Raw genomic sequence first — 16,976 nt, forward strand, 5'->3', positions numbered from 1 at the left:
GTCTGGGCCGCGTGCTGCTCAACGATCCGGCCACGGGCGTGATGCGCCACGCGGATGCCGGCTACGAACTCGCGCAGCAGACCGCGCGCGAGGCAGGCCTCAAGCTGCCGATGCTCGGCCGATGAGCAATGTGACGCCGCCGTTCAAACGCGGCGGCGTCACGCTTGCGGGCGCTTGCTCAGAGCGTTTCGGGCAGCCGGTGTGAGTCGTTGTCGACGCAACAGACTAGCACCTCGGCATCCCCGGCACCCGTGCTGAGATACACGTGCCCCACGGCGCTGTCGAAGTAGAGGCTGTCGCCGGGCGACAGCCTGAAGACGGTGCCGTTTTCCAAATGCAGTTCCAGCTCACCGCGCAGCAGGAACAGAAACTCCTCGCCGCTGTGGCGAATGTAATCGGGAAACGCGTCCATCGTGCGGGCGTGGATGCGTCCGCGCATCGGCACCATGCGCTTGCCCGTGAGGTCGTTGGCGATCAGGCCGTACTCGTAGTTCGGCGTGTCGTAGATCATCTGCTTGCCCGCGCGCGTGAGCGACGGCTTCATCGGGCCGGCCGCCTTGCGCTTCCTGCGCCCGAAAATCGTGTCGAAGTCCACGTTCAGCGCGTGCGCGAGCGCCGCGAACTTGTCATAGGTGAGCGCAATGTCGCCGCGCTCGGCCTTCGAAATCGTCGAGACGGCGATACCCGACAACTCCGATAGCTGCATCAACGTCAAGTCGCGCGCCTTGCGCGCCTCGCGCAGACGCGTGCCGACGGCCGCGTGGTCGATTTCTGTTGCCGCCTGTCCGGATGCTTTCCCGGTTGCGTGCTCAGTTGCGTGATTTCGTGCTGCGCTCTTTGCCATGGAAGGGACGGTTCCCGGTTACGGGTTTTGTCGTATACGAGAAATAATTTTTTCTCGTATATGATAACTCGCATCTCGACTCCCCTTTGAAGGAGCAGCGTCGTGGCCTCAATCGCACTGGGAAAAACGGGTCTTTCGAAGGGCCAGGTCATTGCTGCGACGACGCTGGGCACGGCGCTCGAGTACTACGACTTCACGGTCTACAACTTTTTCGCGATCCTGCCGTGCGGCGTCGATCATGCGGGCATACCGTTCGGACTCCAGATCGTGGGCCCGTTCCGCGGCGACATGAAGACGCTCGCGGTCTCGCAGGCGCTGGAGACGGCGTTTTCAGCGTATCCTCATCTGCGTCGCCCGCGTCCCGATCTCGCGCGCCTGACGCGAGCCAATCCGGCACTGACGTCCATTGTCACGGCGCCTCCCGTTTACAACCCGGCCGGTAGCGACGCTGCCGGTCTTTCGGCGGTATGAACATGAGCAACGATATCCAAAGACTGCAAACCAACGCACGCATGAGCCAGGTGGTGATCGCCAATGGCGTGGTGTATCTCTCGGGCCAGGTGCCCGATACCGCAGGCGCGCCGATCGACGTTCAGGCAACCGAAATCCTCACGCGTATCGACAAGCTGCTCGCATCGGCGGGCGTGGACAAAACGCGCGTGCTGACCGCGAACGTGTGGCTGAGCGACCCGAAGCATTTCGACGCATTCAATGCCGTATGGGACGCCTGGGTTGCGCAAGGGCACGCGCCCACGCGCGCCTGCGTGCAGGCCTTGCTGATGCGACCGGGCCTCGATGTCGAAGTGGCCGTCACCGCACTCGCCTGAGTGCCTTCGAGCCAGGAACTTTACGTGATGAATTTCGATTCGGTCGTGCTTGGCGGCGGTATCGTCGGCGTCTCGGTGGCATTGCAATTGCAGCGGCGCGGCCTCTCGGTCGCGCTCGTTGACCGCAGGGCGCCAGGCAATGAAACATCGCACGGCAACGCGGGATTGATCCAGCGCGAGGGCGTCTACCCCTACGCGTTTCCGCGCGAGCTTTCCACGCTGCTGCGCTACGCGCGCAACCGCTCGACGGACGTGCGCTATCACCCGGGGGCGATGCCGAAGTTGCTGCCGTTTCTCTATCGCTACTGGCACCATTCGCGCGCCGACCGGCACGCCGAGATCGCGCGTGCGTATGCCACGCTCATCGAGCATTGCGTGATCGAGCATCGCGCGCTGATCGAGGAGGCGGGCGCACAGGCACTGTTGCGCACCAACGGCTGGATGAAGGTGTTTCGCAGCGCGGCGGCCATGGACGCCACGCTGGCCGAAGCACAGCGCTGGCAGCGCGAGTACGGCGTGGGCCACGAGGCGCTGGATAGCGTGGCGCTGCGCGCCGCCGAGCCCGCGCTCAGCCACACGCTGGTGGGCGGCGTGCGCTACACCGATTCCGATTCGGTTAGCGATCCGAATGGAGTGGTGACGGCCTACGCAAAGCTATTCGAACAGCTAGGCGGCCGCGTGATGATTGGCGACGCCGCGACGCTCGAACCGTCGTGGCGTGTGATGACACAGGATGGCCCCGTGCTGGCGAAGTCGGCGGTCATCGCCATGGGGCCGTGGTCGGGCGATCTCACGGCGCGGCTGGGCTACGCGTTGCCGCTCGCCGTGAAACGCGGCTATCACATGCATTACGCGCTCACGAACGGAGCGAAGCTGAACCAGCCGGTGCTCGACGCCGAAGCGGGTTTCCTGATCACGCCCATGGTGCGCGGCACGCGCCTCACGACCGGCGTCGAACTCGGCTTTCGCGATTCGCCCAGGACGCCGGTTCAACTCGAAGCCGTGGAGCCGCTCGCGCGTGATATCTTCCCGCTCGGCGCGCGGCTCGATGCCGAGCCGTGGCTGGGCCGCCGCCCCTGCACGCCCGACATGATGCCGATCATCGGGCCCGCGCCGAAGCACGACGACCTCTGGTTCGCTTTCGGCCATGCGCACCACGGTCTGACGCTCGGCCCGGTCACGGGGCGCCTGATCGCGGAAATGATGACGGGCGCGCCGACGGTGGTGGACCCCCGGCCCTTCCGCGCCGAGCGGTTCTGACGCGGCGCGCACCGGCGCACGCGTTTAGAACCGGTAGTTGAGGCCCGCGAACGCCGTGATCTCGCGGCGGCTCTCGGTGATCGGGCTGTCGGCGGCGTAATGTTGAAGGCGTCCGAACGTCGCGTTCACCGAACCGACCCAGTGCTTCGAGAAGTCGTGCGTCATGTAGAACGTCATGTGCAGATCGCGAATGCCCGCGCCCGGCGAATAGGCCGGCAAGCCGGATGCCGCACTCTCATCCGGCGTCACACCGAACAGCGTGCGCGTGTAGACGCCGTTGGCCCACGTGAGCCCCGGTCCCACCGAGAACAGCCAACCCGTTAGCGGCAGCGACACATAGAGGTCCGCCGTTGCCGTCGTACCTTGCCCGTGGCCGCTGATGTCCTGATACATGGCAACTGCGCCCGTGAACGCCCACACCGTGTAGTCGGCGAAGAGGCGCAGCTTGGGGCCGTCATCGACATTGCTCAAGCCGTGCAGATGCGGGTCGTCCGACACGGTGCGCGACTGGAAGTCGAAGCTCAGCGAAGCGCCTACGTGGTAGTTTTCCGCCGAAATCACGTTCACGCCCAGCACGTCCGGCCCTTGCGAGAAGAAGCGGTCGCGGTACGAGATATCGAGCGACGGGAACGGATAGAACTTCATGTGGCGCGCGCCCGGATACTCGGGCGCGAAATAGGCGCCCGGACCGATCGAGATTTTCCACGGCGAGTCGGTTGTTGCGGTACTGGACGTATCGGTATCGGCCCACGCGTGCGAGGCCAGGGTCAGCGCGGCGACGCACGCCAGCCCTTTCGTTGCTACGGATTGCTTCACGTGTTTTTCCTTCCCACTGCCGCCAGTTGGCGCAGACGCCGGGCGAGCGCCTTGGAGACGACCGGCGCGTCTTTCGCGCCGCGCGCGACTTCGCTCTCGCGCAGGAACAGGGCCGTTTCGCGCGCAACGATCTCGCGTTCGTTGTCCGAGGTGATCATGTGATACGAATCGTCGAGCCACAGCGTGCGCAGGAAGTTCGAGCCGATGCGATCGATCACGTGGCGTGGATTGCGCGGGCTCGACGTTTCGTCGTCGATCGCGTGGATCACGAGCGCGTCGTTCTCGATCGCGGGGACATCCTTGCGCGCCGCGCGCGCGAGGCGCAGCGCCTGATGCAGTGCGGGCAGCGCGATCGTCGAGGGGCCGACCTCGCTGAAGTCGCTGCGCTGCATGGCGCGCGCGATTTTCTTGCGCAGCGCTTCGTTACGCACGCCGAACGGTTCGGCCTCGCGATAGCGGTAGCGGTGGCGCAGCGGCGTGAAGTATGCCCAGTCGAGCAGGAAGCGATACCACGGGATTGCCCAGCCGTCGTACGCGAGCGTGAGCGAGAGCAGGACCAGCGATTGAGCTGCGGGGCGCTTGCGAATCAGACGCAGCGCAAGCGCGCCGCCGATCGACAACCCGCAGATCGAGACGCGCTCGTAGCGCGCCGCCAGGGCGTCGAACTCGCGCGCGGCGTTTTCGACCCATTGTTCCATCGGCAGCTGGTCGGTGCCGGCGCTATAACCGTCGATGACGGGGGCGCATACCGTGAACCCTTCGCCCTGCAGATAGCGCGCAAGGTAGCGCAGCTCGATCGGCGAGCTGGAGAGTCCATGAAGCATGAGCACGGCGTGGCCGTCGCCTTCGCAGAAAAAGCGCGTGGATTGCACGGCTGGCGCTTCGGCAGCGGCCAGCTCCAAGTCGAGCGTCGCCATGTCAGCTCTCCGTGCGCAGCACGAGAAAATCGCCTGCGTGAGTGGTGAAGCGTTCGCAGTTGCAATTGACGTGCCGGTACTCGCGCCTGGGCTGCTCGTTGCGCAGACGCACGCGATGATGGCCCGGCGACAGTGCGTGCGTGAGGCGCTGCACGTCGTCGGGATGCAGCGCGTCGAAGAGCGGACCGGGCGCGACTTCGGCGGCGGCCGGCAGCGCTTGCGACATGCTCTGTCCCACGCTCGCGCGCTGGGCGGCATTGCGCTCGAGCCCCTTGATGAGGATGAAGCCTTCATGATGCTGCGCGAGATGCCGCAGCAGGCGATGCGTTTCGTCGACGGCGCGGCGCGCCAGCGCGCGCTCGTTGTCGTGGCGCAGCAGCATTTCGTAGCGGGACTGCGCGACGGAGGTGATCAACTGCGCGCGAAACTGCTCGCGCCGCAGACGCTCGATCAGCGTAATCACGATGATCGTGACGAGCGGATAGGACACCATCAGGATCACATCGCGGGTGTCGAGGAATGTAATGTAATTGTAGGGAGGCACGAACATATAGTCCGCAATGGCGAGACCCAGCACCATCACGGTCAGCGCAGGCGCGAGGCCGAGGAAGTATTCGACCAGCGAAGCGGCAATACAGAACGTCGTGCCCGGCATCATCGGGCCGAGCAGGGGATGGAGTGCGAAGCGGATGGCGCTCGCGAGCACGAGCGCGCCAGCGGCAATGCACCACCGGCGCGGGCCTCTTGGCGCCCAGAGGCGGGCGTTACGGACTTTCATGGTTTCCCGGGTCGCCCGCCGCGTGACGGGCCGTCGCGCGCGTATTGCGCATGGGCAATCGCTGACGCCTTAGTTGTGAGCAGTGCAAGGAATTCGACAGGAACGGCAAAACGGAGCAGCGGTGACCGGCCTGTCACCGTCAGCCCTCTGACGATTTTTGCGTGTCCCGGATATTACCACTGTTTACAATCATCGGATCAGCCGTGCGAGGCCGCCGGGAAACCGTGGGAGCTTTAGAAGTCAGGCTTCCACGTCGGCCAGGCTGAATATTCCGGTCTTGTCGTTATACGAAAAGATTTCGGCGTAGCGGCCCCAGGCAATCACGGTGTCGAGCGTTTCCTCTGCGGCGTCGTCGGCAAGCAGATCCTCCAGTTCCTGCTCGAAGCGCACGCGCGGGGCGCGATGTCCAGGGCGCTCGTTGAGCACCGTGTTGATCCGCGCGGCCAGCGGCACGTTGCGCAGCAAATGTTCGGCGAACATCAGCTTGCGCTCCTGCGTACTGAATTCGTTGAAGGTCTTGCCCGCGTGCGTGAGCACCACGTCGCCTTCGCTGACCTCCGCAAAGCCGAGATACTGCAGCATTTCCGCGACCGGGAAGAGCTCGTCGACCTCCAGTTGCAGCGCTCGCGCGATTTCCGGCATGTCTGCGCGGCCGTTGTAAGGCGCGGCGGCCAATGTTTCGATCAGGCCCGCCATCAGGTTCACCGACATGCCCGGCAGCCAGCTGCCCGGTTCGAGTTCGGGTTTCGCCGGGCCGCCCGGCTGGCGCGCGGTCATTTTCGCGTAGATCTCGTCGACGAGCGCGCGGAACGCCGGGTCGAGGCGATTGCGCGGGTGCTTGAACGCCACCGGAATTTCGGCCACCACGCGGCCGGGGTTCGACGACAACACGAGAATGCGGTCGCACATGAATACCGCTTCCTCGATGTTGTGTGTGACGATCAGCACCGACTTGATCGGCAGGCGGCCTTGCGTCCACAGGTCGAGCAGGTCGGTGCGCAGCGTTTCGGCAGTGAGCACGTCGAGCGCGGAGAAGGGCTCGTCCATCAGCATCAGCGTGGGATCGACCACGAGCGCGCGTGCAAAGCCCACACGCTGGCGCATGCCGCCCGACAGCTCGCGCGGATAAGCGTTTTCGAAGCCGTCCAGACCGATCAGGTCGATCGCCGCGAGCGCGCGCTTGCGCCGCTCGTGCGGGCCGACGCCGATCGCCTCCAGTCCGGCCTCGACGTTTTCCAGCACCGTGAGCCACGGGAACAGCGCGAAGGTCTGGAACACCATCGCGACGCCTTCGGCCGGACCGCGCAGCGGTTTGCCGAGGTAGTTCACGTCGCCGCTGGTAGGCGGAATCAGGCCCGCGATGATGCGCAGCAGCGTGGACTTGCCGGAGCCCGAGCGGCCCAGCAAGCCGACTATCTCGCCTTCACGCAGCGTGACGTCCACGTCGTCGAGCACCAATTGCTCGCTCGGGTTCTTGCCGAAGCCGCGGCACACATGCTGGACGCACATCACGTCCTGGCCGATGCGGGGCCGCGTCTGCGGCATGTCGGGAGCGATCGTTTTGAGGTTTTGCATGAGATTGATACTCAATCAAGGCGAAGACAGGACTCGGCATACGCGTACAACAGCCGATTCATGGCGAAACGAAAAGCGCGCGAAAGGGAATATTCAACTCACGGCCACGATCAGGGAGCGCTTCGCTCTTTTAACGATGGCGAAACTTCGTGACCGGAGTTTGGCAGAACTTAGGAAAGCCGGGACTTGATGCGGCGCCACAGATTCTTCCAGGGGTGACGGCGGACAGGTTCGAGCGACAGCAGCGCTTCGTAGTGCGCGCGCGCCTCGTTGACGTGAGGCAGATGCGACAAAAGCAGACCGAAAATCATGATGTTTCTCCGGACGTCTGGCGTGTATGGGCGAGTGCGAAGCCCGCAGACGCGGGCGCAAGCGCTCGCGAGGTCGCGCCAATGCCAAGCAGAGCAGAGATTCGATTCTGAAGGTTGAAGCAACGCGATTGAAAGAAATGGGAGTCTGCGGGGCTGTTGCTGGCCGGCCTCGTGTTTATGCTTTTTTTACTTGCTTTTTGGCCTGCGTGCCCAATACAATCCGCCCCGTCATAGCAAAGGAGTCCTCCGTGGACGCATGTTCTAGTAGTGGAAGTCCGATGCCGGCCAGCGCCGGCAGCACCACCGCGAGATAGTCGCCGCAGGTTCACTCCTTCGCCGCTAACTCGCTTACGCCGGGTTAGCGCGCTTCGTTACTGACTGGTCTCAGTCGCCTTCGCGACCAGTCTGCCAGCAGCACGCTCCCTCTTGTCGATTGCCATTTGCAAGCTTGCTTGCAGGAATGGCTGCGCTTTCGCATTTCGTCCGCTTTTGAAGCGGTCAACGCGGGGGGATGATGTTCGTCTTTCTTTTTCCTGTTTTTCAGCTGCGCGCGTTGCGGACTGTCTGCCGTCGCGCACGGGCGCTGATGGCCGCAGCGGCGCTCGCCTGCCTGCACGGCTTCGCTTTCGCGGCTGCGGTTCGCGCCACGCCCGCCGGCGTGCGCCGCCGTTCGTTGCACCTCGCACGCCGCGTCGCGTATGTGGCGGCGCGCGGCGCGCTGCGCACCGTTCACGCGGGGCATCCGCTCACGCCCATGGGTTACGTGCTTCTCGGCGCGACCGTAGCCGCAGCCGCACTGGTTTCGCTGCTGTGCGCGTCCGCTTGCGCCTGCACCTCCGAGCCGGAGCGCCCTTTATGTCGGCATTCGGGCTTCGCGTAGAAACCTGCGCGCCGGACACAGTTTCATCAAGCTTCGCAGGCACGCTCTGCGTTGAATAGCGGCCTCGTCCGCAACTTACTACAGCCCCACAAATACTATGAAAAACATCCTCAAGAGCAGGCTGCTCGGTTCTGGCGCACCTATTACACTGAGCGCGGTTCTCTCGCTGGGCGTCGTGCCCGCCGCCTTTGCGCAGACCAGCAGCGATAATGCGTCCGCCCAACCGGCTCCGCCTGCAGCTGCTTCGTCATCGGGTGCAGCGGATCAGCAACAAGCGCCCGCTGCCGATCAGAGCGCTGCCGCGCCGACGGGCCTTTGGGAACGCTCGAATCTCTTCGGCGACATGGGCGGCTTGCGGCCCTGGCTCGCCCAGTACGGCTTGTCGTTCGGCCTGCAGGAAACCAGCGAGTACATGGGCAACGTGAGCGGCGGAACGAGTCGCGGCGGCGCCTATCAAGGTGTGACCGAGTTCAGCCTCGGCATGGACACGCAGAAGGCGTTCGGTTTGCCTGGCGGCATCTTCAATGTGTCCGGCTTCCAGATTCACGGCACGAGCCTGACTTCGCGCAATCTGCAAACGCTGCAGAACGCGAGCGGCATCGAGGCCGATGCCTCGACCCGCCTATGGGAATTGTGGTACCAGCAGACGTTGCCCGGCGACAAGGTCGACGTGAAGGTCGGTCAGCAAAGCCTCGACCAGGAGTTCATGGTCAGCCAGTATGCGAATACGTTCATGAACGCGACGTTCGGCTGGTCGGTGGTGCCGTCCGTCGATCTGCCAGCGGGCGGCCCTGCGTATCCGCTTTCGTCGCTCGGCGTGCGCGTGCGTGCTACGCCTACGGACGCGATCACCGTGCTCGGCGGCGTATTCGACGGCAACCCGGCGCCGGGCGATGGCGACCCGCAAAAGCTCAACGCGAGCGGCACGAATTTCAACCTGGGCAATGGCGCGCTGGTGATCGGCGAAATTCAATACGCAATCAATCAGCCGCCCGCCAATAATTCGGATCCCAAACCAGGTGGCATGCCCGGTACCTACAAGCTTGGCTTCTGGTACAACAGCAACCGCTTCGCCGATCCGGCAACGGGCGTGACGGGCGTGGGCGGCCCGGTCAGCCATCGTGGCAACTACAGCATTTATGCCGTGGCGGACCAGATGGTGTGGCGTCCGAGCGCCGATAGTCCGCAGTCGGTGGGCGTGTTCGCGCGCGTGATGGGCGCGCCCGGTGACCGCAACCTGGTGGACCTCGGGATCAACGCGGGCGTGACGCTCAAGGCGCCGTTCAAGGGACGCGACAACGACGTGGCCGGCCTGGCCGTTGGCTACGCGCACATCGGCTCGCATGCGCAGGACTACGCGAGCGCCCAGGCGGTCTCGACGCCCGGCTACCCGTCGCGCAGCGCGGAGACAGTTCTGGAAGCGACTTACCAGTATCAGATCGCGCCATGGTGGCAATTGCAGGCGGATTTTCAGTACTTCTTCCGCCCGGCCGGCGGTATTCCGGACCCGCAGAACGCGTCGCGACGTATTGGCGACGAGGCGGTGTTCGGCGTGCGTACGACAGTCGCGTTCTGATTGGAAGACGCCGCTCCTGCCGCTGGCTTGGCGGCGGCAGGAGCATGCAGGACGACGAGGCGTTGCGTGGTCTGCCCGAAAATCTGAGCGAAAGACGAGGGAAGACCCCGATTGGTCGTACTTGCGATTGATCTAGACTCCAGGGGCAAGTGCTGCGCAGTTATTCGATGCGGCACCAGTTTCCAGACGCAGATTTCGTTCCATGAAGCATCCGATCCAGGGATGGCTTTTGGGTGTCTCTCTGCTGGCGCTTGCCAGCGTCTCGGCGGCCGAACCCACCAAGTCGGCGCACACCCAGAAGCCCGTCCAGAAGCACGTCCAAAAGCACGTCCAGAAGGACGCGAGCGGCCGCGCCCCGAAACACGCCGTTGCGGCCGCACCGGCGCCGGCGGCGCCATCCGTCTCTTTGCCCGCCATTGCGAAGCGCTTCGAGTACCAGTCGCCGTTTGAACGGCAGTACGACGCGCATCTGGCGAAGACCACCGCTGCAACGCCTGGCACTCCGGATGAGACCGGCGGCGCGGTCGATGCGGCAGGCAACGGGGCGCGCACGCCCGGAGCCCAGGTTGACGGCAACGGGATCCCCAACCAGGCGCTCCATCCGCAAACGCCGCCGCTCGTCACGGTCGGCGACTGGGATCTCTCCGCCGATGCGCATCTTCCGCTGTCGCGCTCGCATGACACCGGGGCGGCGATCAGCGCCCGGCATGGGTTCTAACGCGCGAGCCGAACATCCCCCGCCACCCGCTTCCTTACCGCCGCGAGGTAATTGGTAAGGCATAGCCGTTGTGACACGTTGCTCCCGGAAATGCGAATGAGGCGAGTCAGTAAGCTGACAACCTCAACTTCCGCAAAAAAAATCCTCCCGGACCCACGCCCCATGTCACAACGACGCCCAACCTGTTCGCGCATTCTGGGTCAGTTCCTGCTCCCCGTGCTGCTCAGCTCGACGCTGATGCTGCAGGGCTGCGCGACCACCGCGGAAAATATTGCCCTGGGTTTTGGTATCGGCTCGGTCGGCACGATCTCCGCCCTGGGTTGCCTGCTCGCCTGCCAGATGAACGACGCGCGCTGGTAGCCGGCGCTCAGTAATACATCCAGCGCCCATACTGCGGCGACCAGTACACCCAGCGTGCCGGCGGTTGCTGGTACTGCGCGCCCCACGGTGCGGGTGGCGGGTAATAAGCGGGCCGGGGTTGAGCGTACACGGGCTGCTGCTGCGGGTATTGCTGCTGGGCGTATTGCTGCGCATATACCGGTTGCTGCTGCGCGTAGGCGGGCGGCTGCGCGTAGGCCGGCCGCTGCTGCGCATACGCCGGCTGCTGGGCATAGCCATACGGCTGGGGCGGCGGCGCGTATTGCTGGGCCTGCGGCGGGACTTGCTGCGGGACCCGTGGCTGCGCCGGCTGGTAGTAGGGCTGGGCGTAACCCTGGCCTTGCGTCGAGTAGATCTGCGCAGAGCGCGGCGGCTCCGGTTCGTCGACGGTTTCGTCGCTCGCCAGCGACTCCGGCGGCGCGACGTCGTCCTGCGCGGGCGGCGTGGCCGCAACGGGGCGATGGTTCGCACTCGCCTGCGCGTAGGCGTGCGCCTGCGCTTGCGGCTGCGGTTGCCGGGCGGCCGCAGCCGGCGCTGCGTTGGCTGCGCGCGCGACGGTGGCGCGCGCGTTCGTCTGCTCGGGCGCCGCCGCTGCGGCCGGAGCCGCGGCGGTGGAGTCCTGGACGTCTTGCGCCTCTTGAGTCTCTCCCGCGCTGTGTTCGCTTTGCGCGCCTTGCCCATCCGCGAGCGGCTTGACCACGACCGGTACGGTCATGACCGTCGAGACCTCGCCCGCGTCGCTATACGTATGCTTGATGTCGAGGATAGGTTTCTGCGCCGCCGCGCCGGCGGCCTTCTTCGCTGGCGCTGCAGCAGGCGCAGCAGCGGGAGCCGCCGCCTGCGCCATCTCCTCCCTGGCTGCCTTGTAACCCCGGTCATAGGCTGCCTGGACTTCGCGGTCCTGCGCCGTGGCGTCTTCCTCCTTGCTATAGGCGTGAGACGCTGCCGATATTGCGCAGCCCGTTGCAAGCAATGCAATGGCCGTCGCGTGCCGTGCGGTCGTGTCCATGGAGGGACCTCTAATTCTGTTCTTTGATGATCTCATCGTACTACGCGGCTGATGACATTCAAGCGGCGGAAAACCCCCTGGGTATGCAGACGAACGCAAGCGCTCACCCCGCCGACGCTTGCGCCAGCAATCACTGCCGGAATACGGCCAGGCGGCTCTGCTTGACGTCGGTCGTGCGGCACGAAAGGAAATGCGTTTCGCGTCAAAAGCGCGTGAAGCGGTCGGCGCCGACCTCCACCAGATCGCCGCGCGCAAGCTCGCGCTCGGCGAGGCGCGTGCTTTCGAGCACGATGCACATGCCGTCGGCCGCCGCCGAAATCGCCAGCGCCGCGCGATCGAACAACGGGCGCGGCCGGTCGGTCAACGGCAGACCGTTCGCGGCGAACCGGTCGCGCCAGGTCACGCGGCTCGATGGGCTGTCGATCAGCGTGGCCTCCTGCATCAACGCTTCCACCGAGCTTGCGCTCGTAAGCAACGCGGGCGAGCACATCGGCACGCGGCTCTGGCTGTAGAGCAGGCGCAGCGCCTCCGGGGTCGGATCGATGCGGCGATTGCGCCGGATGAAGAGCGGTCGCCCGAAATACGCCTCGAGCTCCTTGACCTGATGGCTGATCGCCGACGGTGTGAGATGGAGTTCGCGAGCCGCGAGCGCGAAGCTCTGGAGCCGTGCCGCGGCTTCAAAGGCGCGCAGCAGCACAAAATTCGGGATTTTGCGCATGGGGCCCGGACTCTTCTGAACGGTGGGCTTGGGAAATCGCTTCCAGGCCTGCCATCACGAATCGCGCGTAGTCCAAAACCATTGCGTCACGTTTGGTGCAAGCGGCGGCCAGAACCGCCGCTTGCACTCGCCTCGGGACGCCAGGCGAAACCGCGCATGCCAGGCGCTGCTCGCGCGCAAGTTATCGGGATTCCGAAAGAGTTGCCGATGCGCAATAGCCGAGCTGCGTCGCCGCCTTTTCGGCGAGTGCGAGGAGCGCGTTGTCCGTCGTTGGCGTGGGCGGCACGATGTAGAGATCGGCGATATCGGTCACCGGATCGCTGAACGGCGTTGGGGCGCTGCGCTGGGCGTGCAGAAAATCGCGCATCGGCGCAGGGTCCGCGAGGCCCAGAAAACGGCTGATGCTCGCGATCGTCGTATCCGCATCCTCGATGAGATTGCGATAGCCGATCGTCAGCGCCTGCTCCTTCGGGATTTCGGCGAAGAAGTCGATGATCTCGCTCACATACTGGCCCCAGACGCGCACGCCGTCGTTGACGGACCCGATCCAGTGCTTGCGCACCAGAGAATTGGCAACCCAGCCAGGATCGCGATGAAGATGGATGAAGCGAGCGTTGGGCAGCAACTCGTGGATGAGCCTCAGGCACGATCCGGAGCGCGGCAAGCGCTCGATTGCGCCGGTGCGCCCGGAAAGAATCGTCGGATCGGCGTAAGGGGGATGCTTGTCGCCCCAGATCGGTGCCGACATGTCGAGGTCTTCACGATAGAAGCGCTCGACCCAGGCGCCGAGCGTGCGCCGGCTATAAGCGTTGAAGCGGTCGCGGCACGCCGCGCCAAGAAGATCGGGGCGCTGGCTGTCCACATCCAGCATTTCCTTGACCAGCGCGAAAATACGGCATTCGTTGGTGAGCTGGATGTGCGGGTGCGCATTGAGAACCGAGCAGAGGAACGTCGTTCCCGAGCGGGGTGCGCCGACAATGAATAGCGGAAAAGAATGCATTCTGCCCTCACCTCTGTTGCGTCCTGCGCCATGGCTTCGTTTGCATCGATCTTACCTGCCGACGCTGGCGCGAAACTGACGCCGCGATGGCCAGGGTGACAAAGCGGTTATGCCGGCCGGGCTACCGGGCAGCGTGAGAGCTAGCGCCGGGAAGATTGATTGCGGCCACAACGAAGCCCGCATCGGCGAGCACTTCGGCAAGGTCATGGGGAAGAACGAACTGCGGATACGAGGAGTCCGAATGCGCAGCACTTTCCGCACTGCAAGGTGAGTCATCCTGATTTCCTGCCGCGTGCGCGGCTGCGCAACTGGTCACGCTGCCCGAAAACCACGGCAATCGTCACTGCAAGCCGGTTTCTCATGACAGTTGCGCCTCGATTGCAGACTTGTCGATGACCGACCAGACCTGTGCGATTTTCCCGTCGCGCCAGGCGTAGAAGACATTTTCCGAAAACACGATGCGCCGCCCGTCGACAGGCAAGCCCAGAAAGACTTGTCGAGGCGTGCAATCGAAACGTAAGCGGGTGGCAACGAGCGGCGGCTCGACGGCAAGCAGTTCGATTTCGAAGCGCAAATCGGGAATGTCGTGAACGTCCCGTTCCAGCATGGCGCGATATCCCGCGAGGCCAAGCGGGCGTTCGTTGTGAATCGCGTCCTGAGCGACGAATTCCCCGAGAGAAGCCCAATCGCGCCGGTTCAGGCAGTCGATGTAGCGCCGGTAAAGGGTGCTCAGTTGCTGTGCGTCCAATACGGTCTCCTGATCGGATGACGAAGCATACGCGATGGTAGACGAAAGCGGCGTGAGGGGCCTCGAACGCGCCGTATGGGCATGCGAACCGTGCGCGCCCGGTCTCCCGCGCCCTGGCACCCTCCTTGCGCATCCTGGATGCGACGAGATCGGGAGGGCATGAGCAATGAAAGACATATCGGCACTCGCAGTGGTGCGAAGAGAGAACGCGTGCACGCTCGATGCACGCATTCTGCTCGACGAGATGAGCGCCATGCTGGCGCTCTACCGGGGGGACAGCGTGCAGTCGCAGTTCTACCTGGGCGACCTGGGTTCGGCGCGCAGCGCCTTTGTCATGGCGCGCACCATGGATGGCCTCGCGATCGGCTGCGGCGCGCTGTGCCGCTTCTCGTTCGAGGTGGCCGAATTCCAGTGCCTCTACCGTCGGCCCGAATGGCCTGGAACCGGCACGGCGATTCTTCGTTTTCTCGAGACGGTGGCGGCCGGGGCGGGCTATCGGCGCGTCATTCTTCAGGCGCGCGAAGCCAACCGGCGCGCGATCGCGTTTTATCAACGGCACGGTTACGAGCGGGCTGAGCCGTTCGCGGATTGTGCCGGTTTGAGCGACGTGCGGTGCTTCGCGAAGGCGCTCCCGCTCCGCGCGGACGAATGACGCTGCCCCTCCGCCCGCGCGACGGGAGGCACAGAGATTGCGGAAACGAGGGGTTGGGGCGCGGGCTGCGGCCCGCGCACCGCCGCAACTATCGACGAGGAGGGACGTCTTTCGATGCCGGAGGAAGCACTGTGGTTTTTGCTGATCGGCGTGCTGCTGATGTTCGTGGCGCTCGCGCGCGGCCCGATCGCGCGTCTACCGCTCACGGGCGCGATGATCTATCTGGCCGTGGGCGTGGTCGTCGGACCCGGTGTGCTCGGGCTCGTGCATGCCGACCTTGCGCAGAACGTGCGCACGCTCACCGTCGTGGCAGAAGCCGGGCTCGTGATTTCGCTGTTTTCGGTCGGCATGCACCTGCGCGTGCGGCTACGCGACCGCCTCTGGCGTTTGCCGCTGCGCCTGGGCGTGCTGGCCATGGCGCTCAGTGTCGCGCTGATGTACGCGTTCGGCGTGGCGTTGGGTGCGGCCACCGGCGTGGCCCTGTTTCTTGCCGCGGCGCTCGCGCCGACCGACCCGGTGCTCGCCAACGAGCTGCGCGTTCATGAGGCCGGCGACGCCGAGCCCGTGCGATTCGCGCTCTCGGGCGAGGGCGGCCTCAACGACGGCGCGGCGATGCCGTTTGCGCTGCTCGGCCTCGCGTTGTGCGGCGTGCATGGTGTCGGCACGCAGAACGCGGCGGCATTCGCCGGGTGGGTGGCGTGGGGCATCGCGGGTGCGCTCCTCGTGGGTGCCGTGCTCGCTACGCTGTGCGTGCGCATCGTGTTCCATCTGCGTACTCGATATGGCGAAGCGGTGGGCCTCGACGGCTTCATCGCGATCGGGTTGATGTCAGTGACCTACGGCGTGGCGCTGCTGCTGCATGCGTACGCGTTCGTGGCCGTATTCGCGGCGGGCGTGGCGCTGCGCCACGAGGAACTGCGCGCAACGGGCGAGCGCCGCCCCGCAGAAGCGCTCGAAAGCGTGCAACTCGGCGAGCGCACCGAGGTCGCGAAAGACCCGCAGCGCGCGCATGCCTGGCTCGCCGAAGGCATGACGGGGTTCACACTGGAAATCGAGCGGCTGGCCGAGTTCTCGGTACTGCTGATCATTGGTTGTGTGATTTCCGCGCATTGGCGCGAGATGCTCGATCTGCGCCCCGTGCTGTGCGCACTCGTGCTGGTATTCGTTGCGCGGCCCCTGGCCGTGTTCGCGGCAATGGCGGGTTCGCACGCGGACGCGCCGCAGCGCGTGCTGATGGCGTGGATGGGCATACGCGGCGTGGGTGCGTTCTACTACGCGGTGTGGGGTATCGACGAGGCCGGCGACGTGTTGCGGCCCGTGCTGCCCGCGGCACTCGACGCGATCGTGCTGTCCGTCGTGCTGCACGGCGCGACGGCGGGCTACGTGCTCGAACGCTATTACCGGCGCCAGGAAGCGCTCGCAGCAGCGGAGCGCGGCGTGCGCGCGAGGCAAGCGTACGACTAGCCGGCGGGTGGCGCGGCACGCATCGATGTAGACCCGGGTCGTGCCGCATCCAGCCCGATGGTTACGGCACGCGCCGCTGGGAAATGTCTTCGAGCGTATTGGGGATGCGCTCGCGCTGCGCGCCGTCGCAGCGCGTGGCGATGTCGCCGAGTGAGAGCGTGCCGACCAGCTCGCGTTCGTGGTTCACCACCGGCAGCCTGCGCACCTGCGCCTCCGCCATGCGGCGCTGAACGACGTTCACGTCTTCGTCCTCGTAGCACCACTGGACGCCCGAGGTGGCCACGTGCGAGACCGTTTCCTCGCCCGTGCAACCCTGGGCAAGCCCGCGCATGGCGAGGTCGCGGTCGGTCACCATGCCGACGATCTGCTCGCCTTCGCATACCGGCAGCGCGCCGATGTCATGGTCGCGCATGAGCTCTGCGGCGTGCCGGATTGTCGTATCTGGCGCGATATGGACGACCTCGCGTGACATCACTTCGCGAACCTGGGTCATTGTCTTCTCCTT

The 16,976-nt window shown here is 65.1% G+C and carries 19 protein-coding genes and 2 pseudogenes; 10 read left to right on the plus strand and 11 right to left on the minus strand.

What is annotated here, in order from left to right; all coding sequences use genetic code 11:
* On the plus strand, positions 1-125 hold a 125-nt coding region (locus tag AB4Y43_RS09705), incomplete at its 5' end, for a hypothetical protein (RefSeq protein WP_343676248.1).
* A gap of 53 nt (positions 126-178) precedes the next feature.
* Here AB4Y43_RS09705 and AB4Y43_RS09710 read toward each other — a convergent pair.
* The gene (locus AB4Y43_RS09710) at positions 179-844 is read right to left on the minus strand and encodes an XRE family transcriptional regulator (protein ID WP_342948659.1); all 666 of its coding nucleotides are present in this window, start codon (positions 842-844) and stop codon (positions 179-181) included.
* Between the two features lie 219 nt (positions 845-1,063).
* Here AB4Y43_RS09710 and AB4Y43_RS09715 point away from each other — a divergent pair.
* The 3 genes and pseudogenes from AB4Y43_RS09715 to AB4Y43_RS09725 all read left to right on the plus strand — a co-directional run.
* Positions 1,064-1,315: pseudogene (locus tag AB4Y43_RS09715) on the plus strand (amidase); the annotation flags it as partial.
* A gap of 2 nt (positions 1,316-1,317) precedes the next feature.
* Positions 1,318-1,671 (plus strand): RidA family protein, encoded by a 354-nt coding sequence (locus AB4Y43_RS09720; protein WP_069263227.1) that lies wholly within the window; start codon positions 1,318-1,320, stop codon positions 1,669-1,671.
* Positions 1,672-1,698: 27 nt separating this feature from the next.
* Positions 1,699-2,931, plus strand: a complete 1,233-nt coding sequence (locus tag AB4Y43_RS09725; protein ID WP_368727692.1) for an NAD(P)/FAD-dependent oxidoreductase — start codon at positions 1,699-1,701, stop codon at positions 2,929-2,931.
* Between the two features lie 24 nt (positions 2,932-2,955).
* Here AB4Y43_RS09725 and AB4Y43_RS09730 read toward each other — a convergent pair whose 3' ends face one another.
* From AB4Y43_RS09730 to AB4Y43_RS09750, 5 genes are all read right to left on the minus strand, one after another.
* A complete protein-coding gene (locus AB4Y43_RS09730; protein WP_368602670.1) occupies positions 2,956-3,747 on the minus strand; it encodes a MipA/OmpV family protein in 792 nt (263 codons plus the stop codon).
* Positions 3,744-4,571, minus strand: a complete 828-nt coding sequence (locus AB4Y43_RS09735) for an alpha/beta hydrolase (protein ID WP_368683340.1) — start codon at positions 4,569-4,571, stop codon at positions 3,744-3,746. The genes AB4Y43_RS09730 and AB4Y43_RS09735 overlap by 4 nt, the downstream gene beginning before the upstream one ends.
* A gap of 94 nt (positions 4,572-4,665) precedes the next feature.
* Entirely contained in the window at positions 4,666-5,442 is a 777-nt protein-coding gene (locus AB4Y43_RS09740; RefSeq protein ID WP_069263232.1) for a DUF4118 domain-containing protein, read from the minus strand.
* Positions 5,443-5,682: 240 nt separating this feature from the next.
* Complete coding sequence (locus tag AB4Y43_RS09745; RefSeq protein ID WP_069263234.1) at positions 5,683-7,017, minus strand: AAA-associated domain-containing protein; 1,335 nt, start codon at positions 7,015-7,017, stop codon at positions 5,683-5,685.
* Between the two features lie 170 nt (positions 7,018-7,187).
* Positions 7,188-7,328 carry a hypothetical protein gene (locus tag AB4Y43_RS09750; protein WP_176732856.1) on the minus strand — a complete coding sequence of 47 codons (141 nt, stop codon included), beginning with the start codon at positions 7,326-7,328 and terminating at the stop codon, positions 7,188-7,190.
* Between the two features lie 586 nt (positions 7,329-7,914).
* Between AB4Y43_RS09750 and AB4Y43_RS09755 the strand changes: the two genes are divergently transcribed.
* The 4 genes from AB4Y43_RS09755 to AB4Y43_RS09770 all read left to right on the plus strand — a co-directional run bounded on the left by AB4Y43_RS09755 (position 7,915) and on the right by AB4Y43_RS09770 (position 10,862).
* Positions 7,915-8,208: a hypothetical protein gene (locus AB4Y43_RS09755; protein WP_368727693.1), complete on the plus strand. Its 294-nt coding sequence runs from the start codon at positions 7,915-7,917 to the stop codon at positions 8,206-8,208.
* A gap of 97 nt (positions 8,209-8,305) precedes the next feature.
* Complete coding sequence (locus tag AB4Y43_RS09760) at positions 8,306-9,784, plus strand: carbohydrate porin (RefSeq protein ID WP_368727694.1); 1,479 nt, start codon at positions 8,306-8,308, stop codon at positions 9,782-9,784.
* Positions 9,785-9,986: 202 nt separating this feature from the next.
* On the plus strand, positions 9,987-10,502 hold the full coding sequence (locus AB4Y43_RS09765) for a hypothetical protein (RefSeq protein WP_368683112.1): 516 nt from the start codon (positions 9,987-9,989) through the stop codon (positions 10,500-10,502).
* A 162-nt stretch (positions 10,503-10,664) separates the two neighbouring features.
* The gene (locus tag AB4Y43_RS09770) at positions 10,665-10,862 is read left to right on the plus strand and encodes a hypothetical protein (protein WP_368618248.1); all 198 of its coding nucleotides are present in this window, start codon (positions 10,665-10,667) and stop codon (positions 10,860-10,862) included.
* Between the two features lie 7 nt (positions 10,863-10,869).
* Here AB4Y43_RS09770 and AB4Y43_RS09775 read toward each other — a convergent pair whose 3' ends face one another.
* The 4 genes and pseudogenes from AB4Y43_RS09775 to AB4Y43_RS09790 form a co-directional block, all read right to left on the minus strand.
* Positions 10,870-11,889: a hypothetical protein gene (locus AB4Y43_RS09775; protein WP_368727695.1), complete on the minus strand. Its 1,020-nt coding sequence runs from the start codon at positions 11,887-11,889 to the stop codon at positions 10,870-10,872.
* Between the two features lie 130 nt (positions 11,890-12,019).
* Positions 12,020-12,607, minus strand: a pseudogene (locus AB4Y43_RS09780) (LysR family transcriptional regulator).
* Between the two features lie 181 nt (positions 12,608-12,788).
* On the minus strand, positions 12,789-13,607 hold the full coding sequence (locus AB4Y43_RS09785) for a sulfotransferase (protein WP_368727696.1): 819 nt from the start codon (positions 13,605-13,607) through the stop codon (positions 12,789-12,791).
* A gap of 358 nt (positions 13,608-13,965) precedes the next feature.
* Positions 13,966-14,355: an ester cyclase gene (locus AB4Y43_RS09790; RefSeq protein WP_368602663.1), complete on the minus strand. Its 390-nt coding sequence runs from the start codon at positions 14,353-14,355 to the stop codon at positions 13,966-13,968.
* Positions 14,356-14,608: 253 nt separating this feature from the next.
* On the opposite strand from AB4Y43_RS09790, the gene AB4Y43_RS09795 reads away from it, so the two are divergent.
* Both AB4Y43_RS09795 and AB4Y43_RS09800 read left to right on the plus strand, forming a co-directional pair.
* Positions 14,609-15,007 carry a GNAT family N-acetyltransferase gene (locus AB4Y43_RS09795; protein ID WP_342948668.1) on the plus strand — a complete coding sequence of 133 codons (399 nt, stop codon included), beginning with the start codon at positions 14,609-14,611 and terminating at the stop codon, positions 15,005-15,007.
* A gap of 114 nt (positions 15,008-15,121) precedes the next feature.
* Positions 15,122-16,471: a cation:proton antiporter gene (locus AB4Y43_RS09800; RefSeq protein ID WP_368727697.1), complete on the plus strand. Its 1,350-nt coding sequence runs from the start codon at positions 15,122-15,124 to the stop codon at positions 16,469-16,471.
* A gap of 61 nt (positions 16,472-16,532) precedes the next feature.
* Here AB4Y43_RS09800 and AB4Y43_RS09805 read toward each other — a convergent pair whose 3' ends face one another.
* Entirely contained in the window at positions 16,533-16,964 is a 432-nt protein-coding gene (locus tag AB4Y43_RS09805; RefSeq protein ID WP_342948670.1) for a CBS domain-containing protein, read from the minus strand.
* Positions 16,965-16,976 lie beyond the last annotated feature (12 nt).

The sequence above is a fragment of the Paraburkholderia sp. BR10872 genome (assembly GCF_040965835.1).
GTDB classification, from domain to species: Bacteria; Pseudomonadota; Gammaproteobacteria; order Burkholderiales; family Burkholderiaceae; genus Paraburkholderia; species Paraburkholderia nodosa_A.